This window comes from Rhizobium sp. BT-226, from assembly GCF_025847085.2.
GTDB classification, from domain to species: domain Bacteria; phylum Pseudomonadota; class Alphaproteobacteria; order Rhizobiales; family Rhizobiaceae; genus Rhizobium; species Rhizobium sophorae.
Map to the genome: position 1 here is coordinate 623,329 of NZ_JAOYTI010000001.1, position 24,385 is coordinate 647,713.

Below are 24,385 nucleotides of genomic sequence, written 5' to 3' on the forward strand. Positions count from 1 at the left end.
ATTGGTCGCGAACACCAATAGCTTTCGACGGCTTTGTTATAAGATCGTCTCGAATCAGGCCTATGCCGATCCGCGCTATTGTCGCGGATCGATGCCATGCCGGAATGTCAGGATTTCGTTTTCATCAAAGGACGAGCCGAGTTCGATGCAGCACCACTGGTGCTGTTGCATGGCAGCGGCATGCATGAACGCAATCTCATTGGGCTTGCGGACATGGTCGGGCCGGATCGTCCCTATGTGGCGCTGAGGGGCGCTGTGGAATGGGAGGAAGGCTTTGCCTTCTTTCGCCGAAACTCCGACCGCACGCTTGATTACATCGACCTCTTCAACCAGACCCATCATCTCGCCGATTTCCTGCTGAAGGCAATGGAGAACGGCCTGCTGAAACGGCCGCCTGTGCTGCTCGGCTTTTCCAACGGCGCGATCATCGCCGCTTCGATCCTGCTGCATCGGCCGGAAACCGCAGCCGGCGCTATCCTGTTGCGGCCGCTCTCACCCGCGCCGGCCGCCGATTTTCCCGAGCTGACAGGCCCTCGCCGGCGAACGCCACGAGCGGCGCGCGCCTGAGGATGTTGTGCTGGTGAGGGATCAGATCGAAAGAAGCGGAGCCGGCGTCACGACGCTACTGTTCCCGGCGGGCCATGGCCTGGATGAGAACGAACCGGATTTTATCGAGAGTTGGCTGGCGGAAAATTTCCCACCAGCCTGAGGGTAGCTGTCAAGAATGCGCCGGCTCGCTTTGGCGCTGGGCGGCAAGGGCTGCGAGATCGGCAGGTTTCAGCTCGACGGATTCGCCGCAGCCGCAGGCCGATGTCTGGTTCGGGTTGGTGAAGGTGAAGCCGGAGCGCAACGTCGTCGTCTCGAACCCCATCTCGGTGCCGAGCAGATAGAGAGCTGCCGATGGCTCGACCCAGACTTTGGCACCGTCGTGCTCGATCAGGTCGTCCTTGGCGTTGGGCTCGGTCACCAGGTCGATGGTATATTCCATCCCGGCGCAGCCGCCCTTCTTGATGCCGACGCGCACGCCCTTGGCCTCCGGCCCCGAGTTCTCGACGATCGCCTTGACGCGGGCAGCAGCCCCGTCCGTCATACTCATGATTGCAAAGCCCATCGGCCAATTCTCCTTCTGCAACCGGGGTCAAGATCCGGCGCATCATCACTCAAATGTAGTACCCGTTCGTAAACGGATCAATACCGCGGGATGTCAGTCCCAGCACCGCGGGATGTCAGTCCCAGCACCGCGGGATGTCAGTCCCAGCACCGCGGGATGTCAGTCCCAGCACCGCGGGATGTCAGTCCCAGCACCGCGGGATGTCAATACCAGCCGACGGCGACCTGCGCCTCTTCCGACATGCGGTCCGGCGTCCACGGCGGATCGAAGGTCATGGCAACCTCGACGCCCGACACGCCTTCGACGGCACCGACTGCGTTTTCGACCCAGCCGGGCATCTCGCCGGCCACCGGGCAGCCGGGGGCGGTCAACGTCATCATGATTTTCACCATCCGGTCGTCTTCGATGTCGATCTTGTAGATCAGACCGAGCTCGAAGATGTCGGCGGGAATTTCCGGATCGTAGACGGTCTTCAGCGCGCTGATGACGTCGTCGCTCAGCCGCGCCAGCTCATCGGCCGGAATGCTGGAATGCACGATGCCTTCGCGCACGTCGATCTTCTGTTCGCTTTCGTCCAGGCTCATCACGGACACTCCTCAAGCAAAGAACTTGCGCGCATAATCAAGCGCATCGGCCAAGGCATCGACCTCGGCGCGGGTATTGTACATGCCGAAGGATGCACGGCATGTGGAGGTGACGCCGAAGCGTTTCAAGAGCGGCATGGCGCAATGCGTGCCGGCCCTCACCGCAACACCCTGCCTGTCGATCACCATCGAGACGTCATGGGCATGAATGCCTGCAAGTTCGAAGGAGAAGATACTTCCCTTCTCCGTCGTCGTCCCGAACATGCGCAGCGAATTGACCGATCTGAGACGTTCGACCGCATAGGCCGCAAGATCGGCTTCATGGCTGGCGATCGCCTCGCGGCCGATCTTCTCCATATAGTCGAGCGCATAACCCAGCCCGATCGCCTGCACGATCGGCGGCGTGCCGGCCTCGAAGCGATGCGGCGGATCATTATAGGTAACCACGTCTTCGGCGACTTCGAAGATCATCTCGCCGCCGCCCTGGAACGGGCGCATCTCGAAAAGCCGCTCCTTCTTGCCGTAGAGCACGCCGATGCCGGACGGGCCGTAGAGCTTGTGGCCGGTCATCACGTACCAGTCGCAATCGATATCCTGCACGTCGACAGGCAGATGCACGGCGCCCTGGCTGCCGTCGATCAGCACCGGAATGCCGCGCTCATGCGCGATCCGGCAGACTTCCTTGACCGGAACGATCGTGCCGAGCGCATTCGACATATGGGTGATGGCGACGAGCTTGGTGCGCTCCGTCAGGCTCTTTTCAAAATCCTCGATATGGAAGGCGCCCTCGTCGTCGACCGACACCCAGACGAGTTTGGCCCCCTGCCGCTCGCGGATGAAATGCCAGGGCACGATGTTGGAATGGTGCTCCATGATCGTGAGCACGATCTCGTCGCCTTCACCAATCTTCGGCATGCCCCAGCCATAGGCAACGGTGTTGATCGCTTCCGTCGAATTCTTGGTGAAGACGATGTCGTTCACCGAAGGCGCATTGAGGAAGCGGCGGACCTTCTCGCGCGCTCCCTCATAAGCGTCCGTCGCCGCATTCGAGAGATAGTGCAGGCCGCGATGCACATTGGCATATTCATGGGAATAGGCATGCGAGATGGCATCGATCACCACCTGCGGCTTCTGCGCCGATGCGCCGTTGTCGAGATAGACCAGCGGCTTGCCATACACCTTTTCCGCCAGGATCGGGAAATCCCGGCGGATGGCTTCGACGTCGTATTGCGTGGCCGGCACTATCTTGTCCATTGCTATATCCGATCAGGCGTGCTTTTCGAGCCAGGCCGAAATCACGCCTTCCAGCGCCTCGACCAGGGCTTCGTCTTCCAGTTCCTCGACGATCTCGGCGACGAAGGCGTTGACGAGCATCGCCCGCGCCTTGTTCTCCGGAATGCCGCGCGCCATCATGTAATAGAGATGGTTGGCGTCGATATCAGTCACCGTCGCGCCGTGACCGCACTGCACGTCGTCGGCGAAAATTTCGAGCTCGGGCTTGACCGAGAATTCGGCATCGTCGGACATCAACAGCGTGTTGCAGGCCATCTTGGCATCGGTTTTCTGCGCATCGGGCGCCACCCGGATCATGCCCTGGAAGACGCCCTTGGCGCGGTCGAAGACGACGTTGCGGATGACTTCGGTCGAGCCGGTATTCGGCACGTCATGGCCGAGCACCATCGTCACGTCGGTATGGCTTTCTGCTCCGAGCAGGTTGATGCCGCGCAGGGTCAGATCGGCGCCCTCGCCCGTCACCTTGATATGCAGCTCCTGGCGCACCAGCTTGCCGCCGGCATTGATGACGAAAAGCCGGAGCTTGGCGTCAGCGCCGAGATCGATGCGGATCTGCCCGAGATGCGTATCGTCGGCCCCCTGCTGCTGCAGGATGATCCAGGTCAGTTCCGTGCCTTCGCCGACCGTGATGTCGCTGACATGGGACACCAGTGCTGCATCACCGGTCACCGTGCGGTGACGCTCGATGACGGTCGCCTTGACACCGGCACCGAAGGACACGGGCAGGCGCGTATGTGTCTGCCCGCCGGCATGGATGAATTGGATTTCGAGCGGGTTTTCAAGCTCGGTATCGGCAGGCACGTCGACGACATAGCCGTCGCGCACGAAGCTGCCATTGATGCGGCCGACCGCGTCGTCGCTGCCGAGCGCATCGAGTCCGCCTGCGGCAGAACCGTCAAGCAGACGTTCGGAATAGGCCGAAACGCCAAGACCATCGACCGTAGCCTTCTGGTTGGAATGGCCCTGGATCACCGCCAGCACCGTGGAGTCGGCAACAAGCGGCTCCAAAGCCTGCGAGCCGGCATCGCCCGCCTGCTGCGGGACAGTGCGCAGCAGGTTCTTGAGGTCGCTATAGTGCCACGCCTCGATGCGGCGCGTCGGCAGGCCGGCTTTCTTCAGGTCGTCGAGAAGCCGGTCGCGCAGTGCCGTCACCGCGCCATTGCCCGGCAGCTCGCCGATCTGCTGGTTGAAAGCCTCGATCAGCGCCGTCTCGGCCGCCGTCAGGCGGCTCGTCGTCTGCATGTTCATGGACGTCGTCCTTTCCACCCGAAACTCAGGCCGCCGTGCCGATGATGTCGGCATAGCCGTTGGCTTCCAGCTCATGTGCCAGCGTCTTGTCGCCCGACTTGATCACCTGGCCCTTGTAGAGAACGTGGACGGTATCCGGCACGATATAGTCGAGCAGGCGCTGGTAGTGGGTGATGACCACGACCGCGCGGTCCGGCGAACGCAGCGCGTTGACGCCGTCGGCGACGATCTTCAGCGCATCGATGTCGAGGCCGGAATCGGTTTCGTCAAGCACGCAGAGCTTCGGTTCGAGCAGCGCCATCTGAAGGATTTCGGCGCGCTTCTTCTCGCCGCCGGAGAAGCCGACGTTCAGCGGCCGCTTCAACATCTCGGTATTGATCTGCAGCTTGCCGGCGGCATCCTTGACGCGGCGCATGAAATCCGGCGTCGTCAGCTCGTCCTCGCCACGCGCCTTGCGCTGCTCGTTCATCGCCACCTTCAGGAACTGCATGGTGGCAACGCCCGGAATTTCGACCGGATACTGGAAGGCCAGGAAGATGCCCTTGGCGGCGCGCTCGGCCGGATCGAGCTCGAGAATGCTCTCGCCATTATAGAGAATGTCGCCCTCGGTGACTTCGTAGTCGCTGCGGCCGGACAGGACATAGGAGAGCGTCGACTTGCCGGAGCCGTTCGGCCCCATGATCGCGGCAACTTCGCCGGCCTTCACCGTCAGGTTCAAGCCACGAATGATCTCGGTGCCGTCTTCGGCGATGCGGGCATGGAGGTTTCTGATTTCAAGCATCTTTGGTTCCTGCGTTTTCTCTGCGCAGCTCATCAGAGCCTCGCGTAATTTCTAAGGACATCAACATGTTGGGCTCGGCGCTATCGCCAAAAGAAACGGATGACACGGAAAACCGCGACCGTTACGAGCCAAAGCCATTCGAGAAATTCCGGGATCCCCTGAACGATCTTTCCCGGCTTTTCCATACGCTGCTGGAGAAACACATAAGGATGCTCCGGCGGCTTCTCGGTTTCATATCTCTGCTCGCGCGGGCGAATTTTCGCCAATATCTCCCCGCGCATATTATCCAGACGATCAAGAATGCGTTTCTTGTCCGCCTCGCTCATGTCACCCCACCGAGCCTTCCAGCGAGATGCTGATCAGCTTCTGCGCCTCGACAGCGAATTCCATCGGCAGCTCCTGCAGGACTTCCTTGACGAAGCCGTTGACGATCAGCGCGATCGCCGCTTCGGTCGGGATGCCGCGCTGCAGGCAGTAGAACAGCTGATCCTCGGAGATCTTCGAGGTTGTCGCTTCATGCTCGAACTGCGCCGTCGAGTTCTTCGCCTCGATGTAGGGCACGGTATGGGCGCCGCACTTGTCGCCGATCAACAGCGAATCGCACTGGGTGAAGTTGCGCGCGTTCGACGCCTTGCGGTGAGCCGAAACCTGGCCGCGATAAGTGTTGTTGGAAACACCGGCGGCAATGCCCTTGGAAACGATGCGGCTCGACGTGTTCTTGCCGAGATGGATCATCTTGGTGCCGCTGTCGATCTGCTGATGGCCGTTGGACACGGCGATCGAGTAGAACTCGCCGCGGCTGTCGTCGCCGCGCAGGATGCAGGATGGATATTTCCAGGTGATCGCCGAGCCGGTTTCGACCTGCGTCCACGAAATCTTCGAACGGTCGCCGCGGCAATCGCCGCGCTTGGTGACGAAGTTGTAGATGCCGCCCTTGCCGTTCTTGTCGCCCGGATACCAGTTCTGCACCGTCGAATATTTGATCTCGGCATCATCGAGCGCAACCAGCTCGACCACGGCAGCGTGCAGCTGGTTTTCGTCGCGCTGCGGCGCCGTGCAGCCTTCGAGATAGGAGACGTAGGCGCCCTCTTCCGCGATGATCAGCGTGCGCTCGAACTGGCCGGTGCCCTTCTCGTTGATGCGGAAATAGGTGGAAAGCTCCATCGGGCAGCGAACGCCCTTCGGCACGAAGACGAAGGAACCGTCGGTAAAGACTGCCGAATTGAGCGTCGCATAGTAGTTGTCGCTCGTCGGAACGACGGAGCCGAGGTACTTCTGCACCAGTTCCGGATGCTCGCGGATGGCTTCCGAGATCGACATGAAGATCACGCCGGCCTTCTTCAGCTCTGCCTTGAAGGTGGTGACGACCGAGACGCTGTCGAAAACGGCGTCGACGGCGATCTTCGGCTTCTCGACGCCGGCAAGGATCTCCTGCTCACGCAGCGGGATGCCGAGCTTCTCATAGACCTTCAACAGCTCCGGATCGACCTCGTCGAGCGATTTTGGACCCGGCGTGCTCTTCGGCGCGGCGTAATAATAGATGTCGTTGAAATCGATCTTCGGATAGTCGACGCGCGCCCAGGTCGGCTCTTCCAGCGTCAGCCAGCGACGATAGGCCTCGAGACGCCATTCCAGCATCCACTCCGGCTCCTGCTTCTTCGCCGAAATGAAACGAATGATGTCCTCGGACAGGCCTTTCGGCGCCTTGTCCATCTCGATGACGGTCTCGAAACCGTATTTGTACTGATCCACATCGATCAGGCGCACCTGGTCGATTGTTTCCTGCACGGCAGCCATCTCATTCTCCAATCTCGCCGGATACAAGGTCCGGCAGCTTGTAGCGTTTGGGCAATTATCTTGCCCCTCATGTAAGAGGCCAAAAGGGACTTTTCAGCCCGATTGGCAAGCAGAAATTTGCGTTTCCGCAAGTTTTGACAGCGGGCACGCCGCCTCCCCAGCCGACCTGCGCCGGTTGGCGATCTTTGCGAAAGCCGCAATCGCCCTGTCGATATCCTCTTCCGTCGTCGAAAAGCCGAGCGAGATGCGCAGCGCCCCGAGCTTGGCATCACGTCCCATCGCCGTCAGCACGTGGCTTTCGCCAAGCCGACCCGATGAGCAGGCCGAACCTGCGGAAAGTGCAACGCCTTCGAGATCGAAGGCGATCTGTCCGGTCTCAGCCTTCAGCCCCGGCAGGGTGAAGAAGATCGTATTGGTGACACGCTCACCACCCTCGCCGTGGATCAGCACATCGGCTGCTGCTTCACGCATGCCGGCTTCGAGCCGCTCGCGCAACGCGCCGATTGCCGCATTGCGCGCCTCAAGTTCGTCGCACGCCGCTTCTGCTGCCGCGCCGAAGCCGATCAGCGCCAGCGAATTCTGTGTCCCTGAGCGGTGACCCCGCTCCTGCCCGCCGCCCTGGATCAGCGGTCTGGGCATCAGCGCCTCGCCGCGCGCAATGAGCGCGCCGGCCCCCTTCGGCCCGCCGATCTTGTGCGAGGAAACGATCATGAAGTCGGCGCCGATCTTCTCGATATCGAGCGCGATGCGACCGGCCGCCTGCACGGCGTCGACGACGAAGAGCCCGCCATAAGCGTGGACGATCTTTGCAGCTGCCTCCACAGGCTGCACGATGCCCGTCTCGTTGTTGACGAGCATGATAGCGACCATCGGCAGGCCGGCGGCCTTGTCATGCGCATCGAGCAGGCGGCCGAGCGCGTCGAGATCGACGATGCCGGCTTTCGTCACCGGGATCTCCGTCATCTTCTCTCTGGCGAAGCGGCCGCCTTCGCGCACCGCAGGATGCTCGATCGCCGAAAAATAAAGATGGCCAAGCCGAAGCGGCGTGCGGCCCATGCGGAAATCCGACGTCAGCACGAGATTGGCGGCCTCAGTCGCGCCGCTGGTAAAGACCACATTGCCGGCATCGGTACCGACAAGTGCTGCTACCTTGCGCCGTGCGCCTTCGATGGCGGCGCGGGCGGCCCGGCCCTCGCCGTGAACGGAATTTGGATTGCCGAAAATATCGATGGCGCGCATGATCGCCGCGCGTGCTGTGGGGTGCAGCGGCGCTGTGGCGTTCCAGTCGAGATAAAGGCGTGGCGGCGCCATGATCTTCAGTCCTGCGCTTGACGAGCTTGCTTCAGCATCAGCGGTTCATTTTTCTTGAAATTTCCGCCGGGCTTGCCTTATGACACATTCCACGATGCGTGGATCGCCATGCAAGTTTCGAATTGTTCTAAACTGCGTTTTAGAAAAGCTGACAACACTAGTCAAGTCATGTTGTCGTCCAACGCCGCGCGAACGCGAAATAAAACCCGGAGTACCAATGCCCGAAGTTATTTTCAACGGCCCAGCCGGCCGTCTTGAAGGCCGCTACCAGCCCTCCAAGGAAAAAAGCGCGCCCATCGCCCTGATTCTGCATCCGCATCCGCAGTTCGGCGGCACGATGAACAATCAGATCGTCTACCAGCTCTTCTATATGTTCCAGAAGCGCGGGTTCACGACGCTGCGCTTCAATTTTCGGGGAATCGGCCGCAGCCAGGGTGAATTCGACCACGGCGCCGGCGAGCTCTCGGATGCCGCCTCGGCGCTCGACTGGGTGCAGAGCCTGCATCCCGATTCGAAGACCTGTTGGGTCGCCGGTTATTCCTTCGGCTCCTGGATCGGCATGCAGCTCCTGATGCGTCGGCCGGAGATCGAAGGCTTCATGTCGATCGCGCCGCAGCCGAACACCTACGACTTTTCCTTCCTGGCGCCCTGCCCGTCTTCCGGCCTGATCATCAACGGCGAGGCCGACAAGGTGGCCCCGGAAAAGGATGTCAACGGCCTGGTCGAGAAGCTGAAGACCCAGAAGGGCATCCTCATCACCCACCGCACCGTTGCCAACGCCAACCACTTCTTCAATGGCCAGGTGGAAACGCTGATGGGCGAATGCGAGGACTATCTCGACCGTCGCCTCAACGGCGAACTGGTGCCGGAACCGGCCGCCAAGCGGATTCGCTGACACCACAAATCTCGGCCTCATCGATGCCATGACGGTCCGGAACACAACCGGCCGGCTGTGCCGGAACAGATCACCTACCGTGTTGCAATCCATGTTGCAGTGCGGTAGGGTCCTCGCGATCCTAACAAAAGCGAGGTCCGCAATGACCAAGTCGTTCGGGGAAGTCCTGGATAAGTATAGGGGAATTGGTCCGGGGTTCGATTTCCTTCGAATAGGGCTCGCCTTTTCCATCGTATTGACCCATTCCTTTTTGTTAACCGACAACAATGACTTCATCAGGGGGTCAGTATTCTGGTTCACTGAATACGCTCTTGTTCCAATGTTCTTCGCATTGAGCGGATTTCTGATCGCTGGCAGCGCCCAGCGCCTGAGCCTTCGGAATTTTCTGATCAACCGAGGCTTGCGCATCGTCCCGGCCCTTGCCGTCGATATCGTCGTTTGTTCGCTGATCATCGGGCCGATTATTACGGTCGTTTACCACTCCGAATATTTTACCGATCAGCGGTTTTTCAAATACTTCCTGAATATCGTCGGCTGGATCCATTATGAGCTGCCGGGCGTCTTCCAGGATAATCCGAGCCAGCGTGTCAACGGCGCTCTCTGGACGGTTCCCTGGGAAATCTTCTGCTACATCATCATGTCGTTCCTGATGATCACCGCCATCGTCAAGACGCGCTACAAGCTGCTGGCGGTCACGATCGCCTACATCGTCATCGGCCTTATCGTGCAGAAGATGCCTTATCTGTTGCCAGGCTCGATCAAGCCGATCGCTCGCTTCCTGTTCATGAGCCGCGGCTCCCAGCTGATAACGGCCTTCATGATGGGCATCGTCGCCTTTCAGTTCAGGGCAGTCATTCCGCATTCCCGCTGGATATTCGGCGCCGCCTGCCTGGTTTGCATCGTCGCCATCCTCACCCTCGACAGCCGGGCGACGGAGTCGGTGCTCAACCGGCCTTTGGTCATCACCTCTCTTGTCTACATCACCGTCTTCGTCGGCCTGTCCGAGGTGCCCATCCCGGCCTTTTTCAGGAAAGGCGACTATTCCTACGGCGTTTATCTCTATCACGACCCGTTTTTGCAGATCTGGATCAGCTCGTTCCCGTCGGTTTTCCTCTATCCGAAATATGGTGCGCTGGCGCTCTATCTCGTCGGCCTGCCATCGGCTCTCGCCGTTGCGGTGCTGTCCTGGCATTTCATCGAGAAGCCGATCCTCGGCCTTCGCAAGAAATTCTCGTTCATCGCCCAGGTCAGGGGCGTCGAGGATGGCAATCAGGCTGGGCGTGAACCCAATGTTCGGCCGGTCGCCGTAAAGAGCTAGGACTTTGCCGGCCGCAGCTCGGCGGTGAGTTCAAAGGCGGTGTCCAGCACTCCATCGACCAGAATCGGCGCGCGTTCGCGCATGCCGATCTTTCTGAGGACGCGCTGCGAAGCGGTGTTTTCGGGATGCGTGAAGGAGATGAAGCCCGATGCAAGCTCCCTTTCGAAGAACCAGTCGGCAAGCGCGCTCGCCGCTTCTGTTGCCAGGCCCTTGCCCCACGCCTCCTCGCGCAGGGAATAGCCGAGTTCGAATTGCTCGTTCTTGAACTTCGAAATCCCCGCACGGCCGACAAATCGACCGTCCTCGGCGAGGAGCTTGTATTTGGCCGTGCCGTCGCGCGCCTGTTCCTCGAACCAGCCGCGCAGCCGTTCCTCAGCCTTTTGGAGGCTCCACGGCATGTTGCCGGACAGATATTGGGTCGTCGCCATCGTTGAATGCAGCTGTTGCACCAGGGTCGCATCACCTTCGTCCCACATGACGAAGATAAGCCGTGGCGTCTTCAGTATGACCCTTTTCTCTGTCATGGCGTTGCCAGCACCCCGCCGCTGACGGGAGCCGCGACCCCCGTCGTGCTGGGAAATGTCAGCGGCAGCCCGTCCAGCGAGCGGACGGCGAGATAGGCCCAGGCCTCGGCTTCCATCGCATCGCCGTCGAAGCCCGCCTCCTCGGCCGTCAACACCCTCGAGCCCAGCCTTTCGGCCATGACTGAGAACTCTGCCATCAGAGTGGCGTTCAGCCGCCCGCCGCCGCAGACGATATAGAGCGCTGGGGTCTCGGGCAGGAAACCGGCGGATTTGATGATCGAGGCGGCGGCGACATGCGCCAGCGTCCGGGCGCCGTCTTCAAGGCTCGCCTCCTCGGGCCGAAGCGGCGCGAAATCACCGCGATCAAGGGAACGACGAACATTGCCGCGGAAGAACGGGCTTTGCAGATAGCGTTCCGCGAGAGCGGCCACGACCTTGCCGCGCCCACCGATCTCGCCGCCAGGGTCATAAGCTTTGCCGGTCTGCATCTCCACCCACTGGTCGATCAGCGTATTGCCCGGACCGCTGTCGAAGGCAGATATCCGGCCGTCCGTGCCGATAAAGGTCAGATTGGAGATGCCGCCGATATTGACGAAGCACACTGCCTGTCCCGCCTGCTGGAATTTTCCTGCAAGTGCTGCGTGATAGGCCGGCACCAGCGGTGCGCCCTGCCCGCCATGAACCATGTCGTTGGCGCGCATGTCGTAGACCACAGATATGCCGGTTCGGCGCGCCAGTTCCCCGCCGTCGCCGATCTGGATCGTCAATCCCTCATCAGGGCGATGAAGCACTGTCTGGCCATGGAAGCCGAGGATATCGACCGCACCGGCAGAAAGCTCGAAACGCTCCATGAATGCCGTAACGGCAATTGCATGCCGCAACGTCAGCTCAAGCTCGATATCGCGCAGCTCAGCCGGTCGCTGGCTTCTCTCACTGAGTGGACGGGACAGTTCAAGCGCCCGCTTGAGCTGCCCGCGAAAATCGGCGTCATAGGGCACGCCCATGAACGGCCCGCGCTCGATGAAGCCGCGGCCGTCGGTCCTGATCAACGCGACGTCGATTCCGTCCATCGACGTGCCGCTCATCAGCCCGATCGCGGTCCTGATGACATCCATGAGGCTTGCCTCCCATGCGATTCCCGGATGCACTTTTATAAAAACAGTGCTAAACGCGCCGCGACAGATCAACAACAACGAACTTGCATCAAGCCCCCATGGGGTGCGGAGCAGACACCAAGAGACGAAACCTATGTCCGAGTTCAAGTCCGATTTCCTCCGCACGCTGAAAGAGCGCGGCTTCATTCATCAGATTTCCGATGAAAGCGGCCTCGACGACCTGTTCGCCAAGGAAACCGTGACGGCCTATATCGGCTTCGATCCGACGGCGCCCAGCCTGCACGCCGGCTCGCTGATCCAGATCATGATGCTGCACTGGATGCAGAAGACCGGTCATCGCGCCATCTCGCTAATGGGCGGCGGCACCGGCATGGTCGGCGATCCCTCCTTCAAGGAGGAGGCGCGCCAGCTCATGACCGTGGATACGATCGAAGGCAATATCGCGTCGATCAAACGCGTCTTCTCCAATTACCTGAACTACGGCGACGGTCCCAAGGAAGCGTTGATGATCAACAACGCCGAATGGCTGCGCTCGCTCAACTATCTCGAATTCCTGCGCGATGTCGGCAAGCACTTCTCGGTCAACCGCATGCTGTCCTTCGACAGCGTGAAGACGCGTCTCGACCGCGAACAGTCGCTGTCCTTCCTGGAATTCAACTACATGATCCTCCAGGCCTACGACTTCGTCGAGCTTGCCAAGCGCTATGATTGCCGCCTGCAGATGGGCGGTTCGGACCAGTGGGGCAATATCGTCAACGGTATCGATCTGGGTCACCGCATGGGGACAAAGCAACTGTATGCGCTGACATCGCCGCTGCTGACGACGTCGTCCGGGGCCAAGATGGGCAAGTCGGCGACCGGCGCTGTCTGGCTGAACGCCGACATGCTCTCGGCCTATGATTTCTGGCAGTACTGGCGCAACACCGAGGATGCAGACGTCTCGCGATTCCTGAAGCTCTACACAACGCTGCCGATGGATGAAATCGCCCGTCTCTCCGCACTCGGCGGCTCGGAGATCAACGAGGTCAAGAAGATCCTTGCAACCGAGGTGACGGCAATCCTGCACGGCCGCCAAGCCGCTGAACAGGCTGCCGAAACGGCACGCAAGACCTTCGAGGAAGGTGGCCTCTCGGAAAACCTGCCGTCGGTCGATGTGCCCGCCTCCGAGCTCGACGCTGGCATCGGCCTGCTGTCGCTGATCGTTCGTGCCGGCCTTGCCTCGTCGAACGGCGAGGCCCGCCGTCACGTCCAGGGCGGCGCAGTCCGCATCAACGACGAGGCGGTCAGCGACGAACGCAAGATGATCGGCAGCGGCGAAATCACCGCTGACGGCGTCATCAAGCTCTCGCTCGGCAAGAAGAAGCACATCCTGATTCGCCGCGCGGCGTAAGGGCCCTCAATTCCGAATATCGAAGCCGGCGCCCGGGCCGGCTTTTCTTTGCCTCACTATTCGGGTCGGCGAGCAAGATCATTCAGCTCCCTGCCGGTATTCTTCGTCATCTCGTCTGGTGTCTTAAGAAGATAGCCCGGCGGATCGATGCTAGAAGCGGGTTTCACCCGCGACCACCAGCTGATAGAGAAGATCGGCGGCGTCATCATCGCGTCTAGAGGAACCATCAGGACGTGGTCGGAACGGATGACCGCCTCTTGCGATTTCAGCCGCACGCTCTTTTCCGCAGAAAGCGACACGTCGGCAATCGTGACGGCCATTAGGGCGGCCGATGCAAAAGAAACTGTCCGGGCGCACCGCATCGCATCCTCCGACATTGCACCGGCCGTTGCTTCCTGGCCGGGACACTATAGTACATCAGATTTTCCTAAAATAGGCAAAGCATCACTGCCGGATTTGTCAGCCTGGCTTGGGATCGGTTTTGTCGAGGAGGAGCCCGCGCATTTTCTACTGCGAAGCTTAGCGACCCTCATAGCGAATGCTTTATCGGAACCTTTTCCGCCCGCCGGGATTTGCGACCAGATTGGATTGGAGCCCCGGCATGATCAACGACCTCTGGTATAAGAACGCTGTCATCTACTGCCTCTCCGTCGAGACCTTCATGGATGCGAACGGTGACGGCGTCGGTGATTTTCAGGGTCTGATGCGGCGCCTCGATTATCTCTCCGGCCTCGGCGTGACGGCGATCTGGCTCATGCCGTTTCAGGCGTCGCCCGGTCGCGACGACGGTTACGACGTCTCCGATTATTACAATGTCGACCCGCGCTATGGCTCGCTCGGCGATTTCGTCGAATTCACCCATGGCGCCAAGCAGCGCGGTATCCGGGTGCTGATCGATCTGGTGATCAACCACACATCCAAGGACCATCCCTGGTTCCAGGACGCCAGGAGCGATCCGCGCTCGCGCTATCGCGACTGGTATGTCTGGTCGGAGAAAAAGCCGGCGAATGCCGATCAGGGCATGGTCTTCCCCGGCGTGCAGAAGACGACCTGGACCTATGACGACAAGGCGAAGGCCTATTATTTTCACCGCTTCTACGATCATCAGCCCGATCTCAATACGTCAAACCCCGAGGTGCAGGCGGAAATCCTCAAGATCATGGGCTTCTGGATCCAGCTCGGAGTCTCCGGCTTCAGGATGGATGCCGCCCCGTTCATCATCGCAACGAAAGGCGCCGACGTTACCAAGCCTGTCGAACAGTTCGATATGCTGCGGAAGTTTCGCGAATTCCTGCAGTGGCGCCTGGGCGATTCCATCATACTGGCTGAGGCCAATATCCTGCCGAAGGACAATTTCGAATATTTCGGCGATGATGGCGACCGCATGCAGATGATGTTCAATTTTCAGGTCAATCAGGCGCTGTTTTACGCTTTCGCCAGCGCCGATACGCGGCCGCTCAAGAAGGCCATGGAGGCCACGAAACCGCGCCCGGCGACCGCCCAATGGGGCCTCTTCCTCCGCAACCACGATGAACTGGATCTCGGCCGGCTGACGGAAAAGCAACGCGGCGCGGTATTTGCGGCCTTCGGAGCTGAAAAGGACATGCAGCTTTACGACAGGGGCATTCGCCGCCGCCTGGCGCCGATGCTCGGCGGCGACCACCGCAGGATCGAAATGGCCTACAGCCTGTTGTTTTCGTTGCCTGGAACGCCCGTCATCCGCTACGGCGACGAAATCGGCATGGGCGACGATCTAGGCCTGCCGGAACGCAATTGCGCACGCACGCCGATGCAATGGTCGACGGAGCCGGAAGGCGGATTCACCAAAAGCAAAAAGCCCATCTTGCCGGTCATCAAGGATGGTCCCTACGGTTTCCAGCATGTGAATGTTGCCGAACAGCGGCGCGATCCCAATTCCTTGCTGAACTGGACCGAGCGGATGATCCGGATGCGCAAGGAGGCCCCTGAAATCGGCTGGGGCGACTTCTCCGTGATCGACACCGGGAATGACGGCGTGCTGGCGCTTCGTTATGACTGGCGTGGCAATTCCGTGTTGATCCTGCACAATCTGCATGCGCAGCCGACGGAAGTGACCTTTGATCCCGATAGAGGCGAAGACGGCCGACAATTGATCGATATCGCCGATGGCGCGAGCAGCAAGGCAGACGAGAAAGGATTTCATACCGTCATGCTCGATGCATACGGCTATCGCTGGTATCGCGTCGGCGGCCTCGACTATCTCCTCAGGCGGACGGAGATTTAAGTACTTCTCGGCACGGCCTCTGCCGTGACCGCTTCCCCTCACTGAAACTCAAAAATCTGCCGGAAAACACCAGGCGCGATGATCGACAGCGGATTGATCTGCAGGTTCGGCTGGTCGAACTTGCCTGTCAGCTTGAAGGTAATGCCGATCAGGCCGCGGTCGCTGCCATTGCCGAGGATGACGCCGATCAATGGCAATTCGGCGAAGAGGCGGTTGAGGCCGTAGGCTGGCATGAAGGTGCCGGTCATGTCCATGTTGCCCTTGCGGTCGCGCACGATGCCCTGGAAGGTTGCGCCGATCTGGTCGCCGCGCAGCACGCCGTTCTCGATGCCGACCATGCCATTGCGCGAGACGACGCGGGCAAAGCCGCGCTGGAAGCGCTGCGACGAAGTATCGATGTCGCGCTTGACCGCCTCGTTGAGACTGCGCTGCTCATTTCCGACCGGTGTCGAGACGATCGAGCGCAGGCGTTGTTCGTTGACGATCGCGAAGCGGCGCACGTCGAGCGAGCCGTCCCAGCCGCCCTCCGCCGAAAGCCGGATCGCCAGATTGAGCAGGCCGCCCTGCATGTGCTGGTAGAGATCGGCGAAACGCGATACCGCGCCGGCATCGCCGCTGGTGATGTTGATGACGCCGCCGTCCTTCATCTGGCTGACCACGGCCTCGCCGCTGTCGGTAACGGCGGAAAAATTGAGTGCCTGCAGCTTGTCGCCGCGCAGTGATATTTGCGCCTGAAAATTGCCGACCTTCTCGTCGTTGAAGCCGATGACGTTTTTCAGTCTGGCGCGCACCGATACGCCGGTGTTGCCGCCATCACCATCACCATCACCATCGCCGTCGGAGCCCGCTTTCAACCGCGCAATGACCGGCCGCGCATCGGCGCTGTCGCCGGAGACCGAGACGTCGAAATTGCCTTTGCTGCGCTTCACCGACAGGGCGAAATCGTCGAGCGACGAGAGCTTGACGCTGTCGAAATCGGCCGAGATCAGCCCGCCCTTGCCGATGTTCAGCGATCCGTTGGCGCCGAAACCATCGCCCTTCAGCCGGAAGTTCTTGATCTGAGTATTGTCGGCCGGGCCTGATGTTTCGAATTCGGCGGTGGCGGCAATGCCGCTGCCCTTCGACCAGCCGATCCAAGGGAGTTCCAGCAGCGACTTGGTAAGGTCGAGCTGGACATCCTGCCGATCGTCGTCGATCCGCGTCAGCACCATCTTCACGCTGCCGCCGACGATGCCGGAAAGCCCGGGTATCAGCTTGTTGCGCTGGTCCTCGGAAAGCGTCGCGGTGATCACCCGCTGCCTGGCCGCTGCATCGGCTGCCTCGACCGGTTCGGTAAGTTCGATATCGGCCGGGACGCCGTCGATCTGGGCCTTGGCGTCGAGCGTGATCCGCTTCGGATTGCCGTTCAGCGTGCCGTCGAGATTGCTGATCATCCGACCGGAAAACGGCTTGGCAAGATCGATATCGGTGAGCTTCATTGCCGCCGTCCATTCGGCCGGCGGCGGGTTTTGCGAGGAGAGCAGGCCGAAATGCGCCTTCACATTCGCCTCGATCCGACCCTTGAGATCGTCGGGCGTAAAGCCGGCGCGCTGCAGCACCCGGATCGGCCGGTAGGTCAGAAGCTCGCCGACGGCGTCCGCCGCTCCGGAGACCGCGAGATCGATATCGGCCATCAGCGGTTTATCGTAAGTGGCGGGCAGGATGAACGTCCCCTGCCCTAAACCGACCGACCGGCCGGAGGGGAAGTAGGAGGTACCGCTCTTGATCGCGATCGTCGCAACCGGACCGGTCAGGTCGAAATGCGCCGACGTGTCGCGGATCGGCGGAATGTCGCCGGCGACGTTCATCCGCGCCTCCGCAATGTCGAAGCCGATGCGGATCTGGTTGGCGTCGAGCTTCAATCCCTTGCCGCCGGCTGCCTCGTCCAACCTGCCGAAAGGAATGAAGACGGATATTGTGGCGTTGGTGACGGTGCCACCGAAGAGATTGCCATGCACCCAGGTGCGCACCTTGGGCGCCATCCAGAACGGCCAGAGCTGCTTGATCGCCGTCGTCTGCAGCTGCGCCGACTGGCCGGCGAAGCTGATTTCCGGCGATTTGTCGCCGAGCTTGATATCAAGTGAACCGTAGAGCGCGCCGAGCGGGCTGGAAACGGTCATGTTGGGAAACTGGAATTCGCGGCCGGCGACCATGTAGCGCCCGGTCGCCTGGATGTCGAAGGAGAGTGGCTGCTCGCCGGAGCCGCCGGGGGCTGCCGTGCCGCCGCTGACGAGCAGGTCGATGCCGAAGCCTTTTCCTGCCTGCGGGTCGAGCTTGTCGAGATCGATCAACGCGCCATTGATGGGAAGCGTGGTCGCGCCGAACCGGGCGTTCGACCGGGCGATCTCGAGTGTCTGCTTGGAGAAATCGTAGACGAGGTTGATTTGCCCGCCCGACAGTTCCTGCGGATCGCCGTCCGCATAGATCTGGCCGGGATCGATCTCGATCGTCGCCGTAAGCGCCGGCTGCACGCCATCACGCGCTCGGGTGGCCGACGCTGTCAGATCGGCAAAGGCGCTGAGTCCTTGCCGGATCACGCCCTGATCGTTGCGTTTCAGCGCAAAAGGGGTGAGGTCGGCATGCTTGAGCGTCGCCACGACCTTCGACACGTGGCCATCTTCCTTCTCGGCCAGCACGTCGAGCTCCGCCACTTCGCCGTTCAGCGCGACTTCGCCGGTCAATTGCAGCGAGGACGGGCCGGCATGGGCAAAGACGAGATTGTCGATGACGAGCGACAGCGGACCGTTGGCGGTATCGGCAAGCTTGATGTCGATGCCGGAGATGCGCACAGAATTGGTCGAGCCGCGGGTCACGATGCTGTCGAACATGTCGAACTGCGAGAAGAACTTCTCCATCGCCGCAGGCATGGCGTCGATGCGCAGATCGTCGAGCTTGACGGCATTGCCGGAGGGCAGAAGCGCGGTATCGAGCGCGATATCCTCCGCTTCGATGTCCGCGACGGCGATGCGGCCGCGGAAAAGCTGCAGCGGATCGAGCCCCAGGCGCACCGAACCCGTCGTCGACAGGTGCTGGCCACTCTCCTGGTCGATCATGTTGACGTTGCGCGCTTCCAGTGCCAGCCGGAAATCCGAGGTGAAGCGGATGACGGTGGAACCGACCTCGGCGCGATAACGCGGTCCAGCTACCCCATTCAGCGCCGCCTGCGCCTGTTGCGACAGCGGCTTGTCGAACATGCCGCTCTCGACGGTGAAAATGATGCCGGCCAGAATAACAAGGATCAGCCCCAGAAATCCTGAGGTCAGCTTCGCCGTGCGCCGCATCGGCGAACGCGGCGGCGGGCAATGGACGATGATCGGATCCTCGGCCTGGGCGGACGGCAAGCGGTCCAGCGCAACGATATCCTTCTTGCGAAACGTGACCTTTTCGCCGCGGATGGCTGACATGCGCCCTCGGGCTCTCCCTTTAGTGAAGAATTGAACCCGGCCATGCTGGACGGGTATCCGTCCACTATATAATTCGGGGAGAGAAAGTGTCATCCACAAACCCGGCAAAAGAAAGGTTTTCCCAATGGCGGTTCCCGGCATCGGCGCCACGGCCCCTGATTTCAACCTTCCCCGCGACGGCGGCGGCCGCGTTTCGCTGGCCGAATTCCACGGCAAGCCGCTCGTATTGTTCTTCTATCCTAAGGACGACACGACGGGCTGCACCGCCGAATCACTGGCTTTCACCGCGTTAGCAGCCGAGTTCGAAGCGGCCGGTGCCGCAGTCATCGGCATGTCGCCCGATTCGGCCGCCTGCCATGACAAGTTCATCAAGAAGCACCGTCTTTCGGTGGCGCTTGCCTCGGACGAGGAAAAGACGACGCTGCAGGCCTATGGCGTCTGGAAGGAAAAGAGCATGTACGGCCGCAACTTCATGGGTGTCGAGCGTACCACCTTCCTGATCCGCCAGGACGGCACAATCGCCACCATCTGGCAGAAGGTGAAGGTGCAAGGCCATGCCGAAACCGTGCTCGAGGCCGTGAGGAACCTGGCGGCGTGACCGGGGATCTCACGATAAGCTCGCTGCGCGGAGGTGCCATCGATGCGATCTCTTCTGCCGATCTCGACCGCAAGACAGCACTTGCGCAGGAAAGCGCCACCCGCTGGTTCGCCCGCCGGGTGTCGCTGCGCTCGCCGCTCGATGCGGCCCTGCCCGACAGGCCCGGCCGTCCTGATAAACCGGTGCTGACGCCGCCGACCCAGGTGGAGAAGCGCTCGCTGCATACCCTCAAAGGGCGGATCGCCCTGCTCCATGCCATCGCCCATATCGAGCTCAATGCCGTCGATCTGGCGCTCGATATCGTCGCGCGATTCGCAACCGAGCAGGTGCCGAATTCCTTTTTCGACGGCTGGATGCTGGTCGCCTTCGAGGAGGCGAAACATTTCCGCATGGTGCGCGCCAGGCTCAACGATCTCGGCGCCGATTATGGCGATCTGCCCGCCCATGACGGGCTCTGGCAGGCCGCCCATTCGACGCGCAACGATCTGACGGCAAGGCTCGCCGTCGTGCCGCTGATTCTGGAAGCCCGCGGCCTCGACGTCACGCCGTCACTGCAGGCGAAGATGCGCCAGACAGGCGATCTCGAAAGTGCAGCGGTGCTCGACGTCATCTACAATGACGAGAAAGGCCATGTCGCCGTCGGCGCCAAATGGTTCCGCTTCCTCTGCGCCCGCGAGAAGCGCGACCCGGCAAAGGCCTTCCAGGAGTTGGTGCGCGCCAATTTCCGCGGACCGCTGAAGCCGCCCTTCAACGACCTTGCCCGCGCCGAAGCCGGACTGACGCCGTCTTTCTACCGCTCGCTCGCATCGATCAGCTACGCTTGAAGTCACTGAAATTTATGATGTGACGACAACAACGAAAGCATTCATTAACCATAACGGTGTCTAATTTCCGAAAGAGGCGTAGAGCATCAATCGGGAGAGCCTGCGTGAACAGCGGACATCAGCACCGGGTATTCGGCAGGCGGGCGAAGGAACATATCCTCATCCTCGCCAGCGGCGACAAGGTCCGCCATATGACGGTCCGGCCATGGATGGCAGCACTTGCCTTCTGCTTCGTCGGCGTCTTCTCGATCGGCTATCTCCTCGCCACGTCCTATCTGGTGCTGCGCGACGACCTGATCGGCGCCACGATGGCCCGCCAGGCCCGCATGCAGCACGATTATGAAGACCGCATCGCCGCCCTTCGCGCGCAGGTCGACCGCATCACCTCCCGCCAGCTTCTCGACCAGCAGGTGGTGGAAGACAAGGTCGACAAGCTGATGGAGCAGCAGATGGCGCTGACCTCGCGCCATGGCAAACTCGATAATCTGCTCGACCGGGCCGAAAGCTCCGGCCTGACGGAAAAGGACGGCGCCCCGCCTACGCCGTCTTCGCCCGTTCAGTCCTATGCACCCGATGTCAAGGATAAGCGCGCTTCGCTTAACCGTGGCGGCATCGAGGCGATCGAGAAACAGCTGGCGAGCGGCGCGCCCGCCGATGCGACGCCCGACAATTCGACGCTTGCCTATGTGCCGGCCACTGACACGGTCGGCGACCGCGCCGACCGCATCTTCTCCAAGGTGACGCTGTCCCTTAAAGATGTCGAACAGGATCAGCGCAGCCGTGTCGAACAGTTGACGAGCGATGCCGGCAATGCCGCCAACGCCATCGAGACCGTGCTGACCCGCTTCAAGATTCCGATGCCCGAGACCGCTGCCAGGAAAGACGATGACGATTCCGTCGGTGGCCCCTATATCGAGCCAGAAAGCAACGACGGCTTCAACAATTCGCTGGCAGCGCTCGACGGTGCGTTGACCCGGCTCGAAGCCGTGCGCAGCACTGCCGAATCCCTGCCCTTCCGCAATCCCGCTATCGGCAAGGAAGTGACCAGCCCCTTCGGCAATCGCCGTGATCCCTTCCTCGGCCGCCTCGCGCTCCATTCCGGCATCGACTTTCGCTTTTCGCCGGGCGAAAGGATCCGCCCGGCGGCGCCCGGCAAGGTGGTTTCGGCCGGCTGGACCGGCGGCTACGGCAACATGGTCGAGGTCGATCATGGCAACGGCATCTCGACGCGTTACGGGCATATGTCGGAGGTTCTGGTCAAGGTCGGCGACACCGTCGACCGCAACGACGTCATCGGCCTTGCCGGCAGCACCGGCCGCTCGACGGGCACGCACCTGCATTATGAAGTGCGCCAGGATGGCCATGCCGTCGATCCAGTATATTTCATGAATGCTGGCCTTAAACTCGCCACCTATATCAAGTAACTCCTGCCCGGTAACCAACGCTTCACTCTGCAATGGGTGCGGCGTCTCTATTTCTTGACTTGCCGGCCATTCGGGGCTATGTCGCGCTGCATTGCGGCATGCAATCCCGCCGACTCGTTCAGAGCTCGGCCGAACGGAATGGAAACAGTTTTCCCTTTGACGACATTTGCTGACCTTGGCTTGAGCCAAAAAGTGCTATCCGCTGTTACGGATGCGGGCTACACGATCCCCACGCCCATTCAGGCGGGAGCCATCCCGTTTGCGCTTGAGCGCCGCGATATTTGCGGCATCGCGCAGACCGGCACTGGCAAGACGGCATCCTTCGTGCTGCCAATGCTGTCGCTTCTCGAAAAGGGCCGTGCGCGTGCGCGCATGCCCCGCACACTGATTCTCGAGCCGACGCGCGAACTCGCCGCCCAGGTCGCCGAGAATTTCGAGAAATACGGCAAGAACCACCGCCTTAACGTCGCCCTTCTGATCGGCGGCGTTTCCTTCGAGGACCAGGACCGCAAGCTCGAACGCGGCGCCGACGTGCTGATCTGCACCCCCGGCCGCCTTCTCGACCATTTCGAGCGTGGCAAGCTCCTGATGAGCGGCGTCGAGATCCTCGTCATCGACGAGGCCGACCGCATGCTCGACATGGGTTTCATCCCGGATATCGAACGCATCGCCAAGATGATCCCGTTCACCCGCCAGACGCTGTTCTTCTCGGCAACCATGCCGTCGGAGATCCAGAAGCTCGCCGACCGCTTCCTGCAGAATCCCGAACGTATCGAGGTTGCAAAGCCGGCTTCCGCCGCAGCGACCGTGACGCAGCGTTTCGTCGCTTCGCACGGCAAGGATTACGAAAAGCGCGCCGTTTTGCGCGAACTCGTCCGCGCCCAGACCGAACTCAAGAACGCCATCGTCTTCTGCAACCGCAAGAAGGATGTCGCCGATCTCTTCCGGTCGCTCGAGCGTCACGGCTTCTCGGTCGGCGCCCTGCATGGTGACATGGACCAGCGCTCCCGCACGATGACGCTGCAGAGCTTCCGTGACGGCAATCTCCAGCTTCTGGTCGCTTCCGACGTCGCCGCCCGCGGCCTCGATATCCCTGATGTCAGCCACGTCTTCAATTTCGACGTACCGATCCATTCCGAGGATTACGTCCACCGCATCGGCCGCACCGGCCGTGCCGGCCGCTCGGGTGCCGCCTTCACTCTCGTCACCAAGCGCGACACTAAGTTCATCGATGCCATCGAGAAGCTGATCGGGGAAAAGGTCGAATGGCTGAGCGGTGACCTGACGTCGCTGCCGCCGCCGGCAGAAGACAGCCGGGACAGCGAACGCCCGCGCCGCAATAGCCGCGAGCGTGGCGCCAGAGACGGTGCAGGCCGAGATCGTGCGCCGAGAGAGAATGGCGACAAGGATCGTGGACGCGGACGCGGCAATCGCGCCGCCGCGAGTCATAAATCTGATAACGACATACAGGATAATGGCGTCGACGTGATCGAAGCAGCACCAGTAAAGGCCGACATCGTGAAGAACGAGCGCAAAGCAGAGCAGAAGCCGCAGAACAATGCGCGCAACAGTCGGCCCTACCCGGCAAACGACGACAGCCGCGACCGCCGCCGTCATCGCGATCACGACGACGGCCCAACTCCGGTCGGCTTCGGCGACGACATTCCCGCCTTCATGCTGATCGCCGGCAGCGCCAAGGTCTGAGCATTGCCATGGGTAAGCCCGGTCTCGATTTTCCGGGCTTCGGCGTCGGCCTTGTGATTCTGCGCGACGCCAGGATCCTTCTTTACAAACGCATGCGTCCACCTGAAGCCGGCTATTGGAATATCGTCGGCGGCAAGGTCGATCACATGGAGCCGGCTGAGGAAGCCGCGCGTCGTGAGGCCGCGGAGGAAACCGGCCTGACGATCGGCCGCATCGAGCGAATCGGCATGACCGAACAGATCATCGATGCCGACCGCCAACACTGGATCTCAATTCTCTATCTCGCCCGCGATGTCGAGGGCGAGCCTCAACTGACCGAACCGGACAAGCTCTCGGATTTCGGCTGGTTTCCCCTGACGGATCTGCCCGAGCCACTGTCGGCCTTCACCAAGGCTGCCATAGCAGCATTGCCGACTGCCGAACGCGGCTAGTCATTCGGCGCGAAGCGACGCCTCATAGGCAAGCCGCACCCATTTCGCCATCAGATCGGGATCGTCGTAGGCCTCGTCGGGGATCGACCAGTAGGGCATTTTTACCGGCTTGCCCTTTTTGCCCTCATAGGTCCATTGCGTGGCGCCGGCAGCGGCAAACTCCGGAGCGCTTGTCTCGTCGGCTTTCAGCAGCATCTCGTCGCGCACTTCGAGCGCGATGATGCGCCCGAGATGATAGATGCCCTTGCCGCCGAACATGCGCTTGACCGTGACGGGGCCGAGCCCCTGAAACATTTCCTCGATGCCGGCATTGTCCATGCTCTTATTCCCT

23 protein-coding genes are annotated in these 24,385 nt (G+C 61.1%); 10 read left to right on the top strand and 13 right to left on the bottom strand.

From position 1 onward, the window contains the following. Window positions 1-96 precede the first annotated feature (96 nt). Window positions 97-567, top strand: a complete 471-nt coding sequence (locus OIU37_RS03305; RefSeq protein ID WP_240603211.1) for an alpha/beta hydrolase — start codon at window positions 97-99, stop codon at window positions 565-567. 151 nt (window positions 568-718) lie between these two features. Here OIU37_RS03305 and sufA read toward each other — a convergent pair whose 3' ends face one another. The 8 genes from sufA to OIU37_RS03345 all read right to left on the bottom strand — a co-directional run bounded on the left by sufA (window position 719) and on the right by OIU37_RS03345 (window position 8,125). After that, complete coding sequence (gene sufA, locus OIU37_RS03310; protein ID WP_180695045.1) at window positions 719-1,111, bottom strand: Fe-S cluster assembly scaffold SufA; 393 nt, start codon at window positions 1,109-1,111, stop codon at window positions 719-721. Window positions 1,112-1,314: 203 nt separating this feature from the next. Beyond that, on the bottom strand, window positions 1,315-1,695 hold the full coding sequence (locus OIU37_RS03315) for an SUF system Fe-S cluster assembly protein (RefSeq protein ID WP_003559708.1): 381 nt from the start codon (window positions 1,693-1,695) through the stop codon (window positions 1,315-1,317). Between the two features lie 12 nt (window positions 1,696-1,707). Then, window positions 1,708-2,949 carry a cysteine desulfurase gene (locus OIU37_RS03320; protein WP_240603210.1) on the bottom strand — a complete coding sequence of 414 codons (1,242 nt, stop codon included), beginning with the start codon at window positions 2,947-2,949 and terminating at the stop codon, window positions 1,708-1,710. Window positions 2,950-2,961: 12 nt separating this feature from the next. Then, window positions 2,962-4,236: a Fe-S cluster assembly protein SufD gene (sufD, locus tag OIU37_RS03325; protein ID WP_182210220.1), complete on the bottom strand. Its 1,275-nt coding sequence runs from the start codon at window positions 4,234-4,236 to the stop codon at window positions 2,962-2,964. Window positions 4,237-4,261: 25 nt separating this feature from the next. Next, window positions 4,262-5,017 (bottom strand): Fe-S cluster assembly ATPase SufC, encoded by a 756-nt coding sequence (sufC, locus tag OIU37_RS03330; protein WP_018445225.1) that lies wholly within the window; start codon window positions 5,015-5,017, stop codon window positions 4,262-4,264. Window positions 5,018-5,097: 80 nt separating this feature from the next. Beyond that, entirely contained in the window at window positions 5,098-5,343 is a 246-nt protein-coding gene (locus OIU37_RS03335; RefSeq protein WP_180695041.1) for a hypothetical protein, read from the bottom strand. Between the two features lies 1 nt (window position 5,344). Further along, complete coding sequence (gene sufB, locus OIU37_RS03340) at window positions 5,345-6,814, bottom strand: Fe-S cluster assembly protein SufB (protein WP_168317039.1); 1,470 nt, start codon at window positions 6,812-6,814, stop codon at window positions 5,345-5,347. A gap of 93 nt (window positions 6,815-6,907) precedes the next feature. Then, window positions 6,908-8,125, bottom strand: coding sequence for a cysteine desulfurase family protein (locus OIU37_RS03345; protein ID WP_240603209.1), 1,218 nt, complete (start codon window positions 8,123-8,125; stop codon window positions 6,908-6,910). A gap of 217 nt (window positions 8,126-8,342) precedes the next feature. Between OIU37_RS03345 and OIU37_RS03350 the strand changes: the two genes are divergently transcribed. Together OIU37_RS03350 and OIU37_RS03355 are read left to right on the top strand one after the other, a co-directional pair. Next, a complete protein-coding gene (locus OIU37_RS03350) occupies window positions 8,343-9,020 on the top strand; it encodes an alpha/beta hydrolase (RefSeq protein WP_003559715.1) in 678 nt (225 codons plus the stop codon). A gap of 142 nt (window positions 9,021-9,162) precedes the next feature. Beyond that, the gene (locus OIU37_RS03355) at window positions 9,163-10,338 is read left to right on the top strand and encodes an acyltransferase (protein WP_168317041.1); all 1,176 of its coding nucleotides are present in this window, start codon (window positions 9,163-9,165) and stop codon (window positions 10,336-10,338) included. Here the strand turns inward: OIU37_RS03355 and OIU37_RS03360 are convergent. Continuing rightward, window positions 10,335-10,862 (bottom strand): GNAT family N-acetyltransferase, encoded by a 528-nt coding sequence (locus tag OIU37_RS03360; protein WP_240603208.1) that lies wholly within the window; start codon window positions 10,860-10,862, stop codon window positions 10,335-10,337. The genes OIU37_RS03355 and OIU37_RS03360 overlap by 4 nt on opposite strands. Beyond that, window positions 10,859-11,977, bottom strand: coding sequence for an anhydro-N-acetylmuramic acid kinase (locus tag OIU37_RS03365; RefSeq protein ID WP_240603207.1), 1,119 nt, complete (start codon window positions 11,975-11,977; stop codon window positions 10,859-10,861). Before OIU37_RS03365 ends, OIU37_RS03360 begins: the two co-directional genes overlap by 4 nt. Window positions 11,978-12,110: 133 nt before the next feature. Between OIU37_RS03365 and tyrS the strand changes: the two genes are divergently transcribed. Then, window positions 12,111-13,367, top strand: coding sequence for a tyrosine--tRNA ligase (gene tyrS / locus OIU37_RS03370; RefSeq protein WP_171602578.1), 1,257 nt, complete (start codon window positions 12,111-12,113; stop codon window positions 13,365-13,367). Between the two features lie 56 nt (window positions 13,368-13,423). Here tyrS and OIU37_RS03375 read toward each other — a convergent pair whose 3' ends face one another. Next, entirely contained in the window at window positions 13,424-13,744 is a 321-nt protein-coding gene (locus tag OIU37_RS03375; RefSeq protein ID WP_182210217.1) for a hypothetical protein, read from the bottom strand. A 224-nt stretch (window positions 13,745-13,968) separates the two neighbouring features. On the opposite strand from OIU37_RS03375, the gene OIU37_RS03380 reads away from it, so the two are divergent. Beyond that, the gene (locus OIU37_RS03380) at window positions 13,969-15,630 is read left to right on the top strand and encodes an alpha-amylase family protein (protein WP_240603206.1); all 1,662 of its coding nucleotides are present in this window, start codon (window positions 13,969-13,971) and stop codon (window positions 15,628-15,630) included. Between the two features lie 38 nt (window positions 15,631-15,668). On the opposite strand, the gene OIU37_RS03385 is transcribed toward OIU37_RS03380, so the two are convergent. Then, on the bottom strand, window positions 15,669-19,073 hold the full coding sequence (locus OIU37_RS03385) for an AsmA-like C-terminal domain-containing protein (protein ID WP_264255692.1): 3,405 nt from the start codon (window positions 19,071-19,073) through the stop codon (window positions 15,669-15,671). A gap of 124 nt (window positions 19,074-19,197) precedes the next feature. On the opposite strand from OIU37_RS03385, the gene OIU37_RS03390 reads away from it, so the two are divergent. From OIU37_RS03390 to OIU37_RS03410, 5 genes are all read left to right on the top strand, one after another. Next, window positions 19,198-19,671, top strand: a complete 474-nt coding sequence (locus tag OIU37_RS03390) for a peroxiredoxin (RefSeq protein WP_171602582.1) — start codon at window positions 19,198-19,200, stop codon at window positions 19,669-19,671. Next, window positions 19,668-20,495 carry a ferritin-like domain-containing protein gene (locus tag OIU37_RS03395; RefSeq protein WP_180695033.1) on the top strand — a complete coding sequence of 276 codons (828 nt, stop codon included), beginning with the start codon at window positions 19,668-19,670 and terminating at the stop codon, window positions 20,493-20,495. Before OIU37_RS03390 ends, OIU37_RS03395 begins: the two co-directional genes overlap by 4 nt. A 104-nt stretch (window positions 20,496-20,599) precedes the next feature. After that, complete coding sequence (locus OIU37_RS03400) at window positions 20,600-21,919, top strand: peptidoglycan DD-metalloendopeptidase family protein (protein ID WP_240603204.1); 1,320 nt, start codon at window positions 20,600-20,602, stop codon at window positions 21,917-21,919. Window positions 21,920-22,057: 138 nt separating this feature from the next. Next, window positions 22,058-23,623, top strand: coding sequence for a DEAD/DEAH box helicase (locus OIU37_RS03405; RefSeq protein WP_171602585.1), 1,566 nt, complete (start codon window positions 22,058-22,060; stop codon window positions 23,621-23,623). An 8-nt stretch (window positions 23,624-23,631) separates the two neighbouring features. Then, on the top strand, window positions 23,632-24,054 hold the full coding sequence (locus OIU37_RS03410; RefSeq protein ID WP_240603203.1) for an NUDIX domain-containing protein: 423 nt from the start codon (window positions 23,632-23,634) through the stop codon (window positions 24,052-24,054). On the opposite strand, the gene OIU37_RS03415 is transcribed toward OIU37_RS03410, so the two are convergent. Then, window positions 24,055-24,372, bottom strand: a complete 318-nt coding sequence (locus OIU37_RS03415; RefSeq protein ID WP_003540033.1) for a TfoX/Sxy family protein — start codon at window positions 24,370-24,372, stop codon at window positions 24,055-24,057. Between the last annotated feature and the right edge of the window lie 13 nt (window positions 24,373-24,385).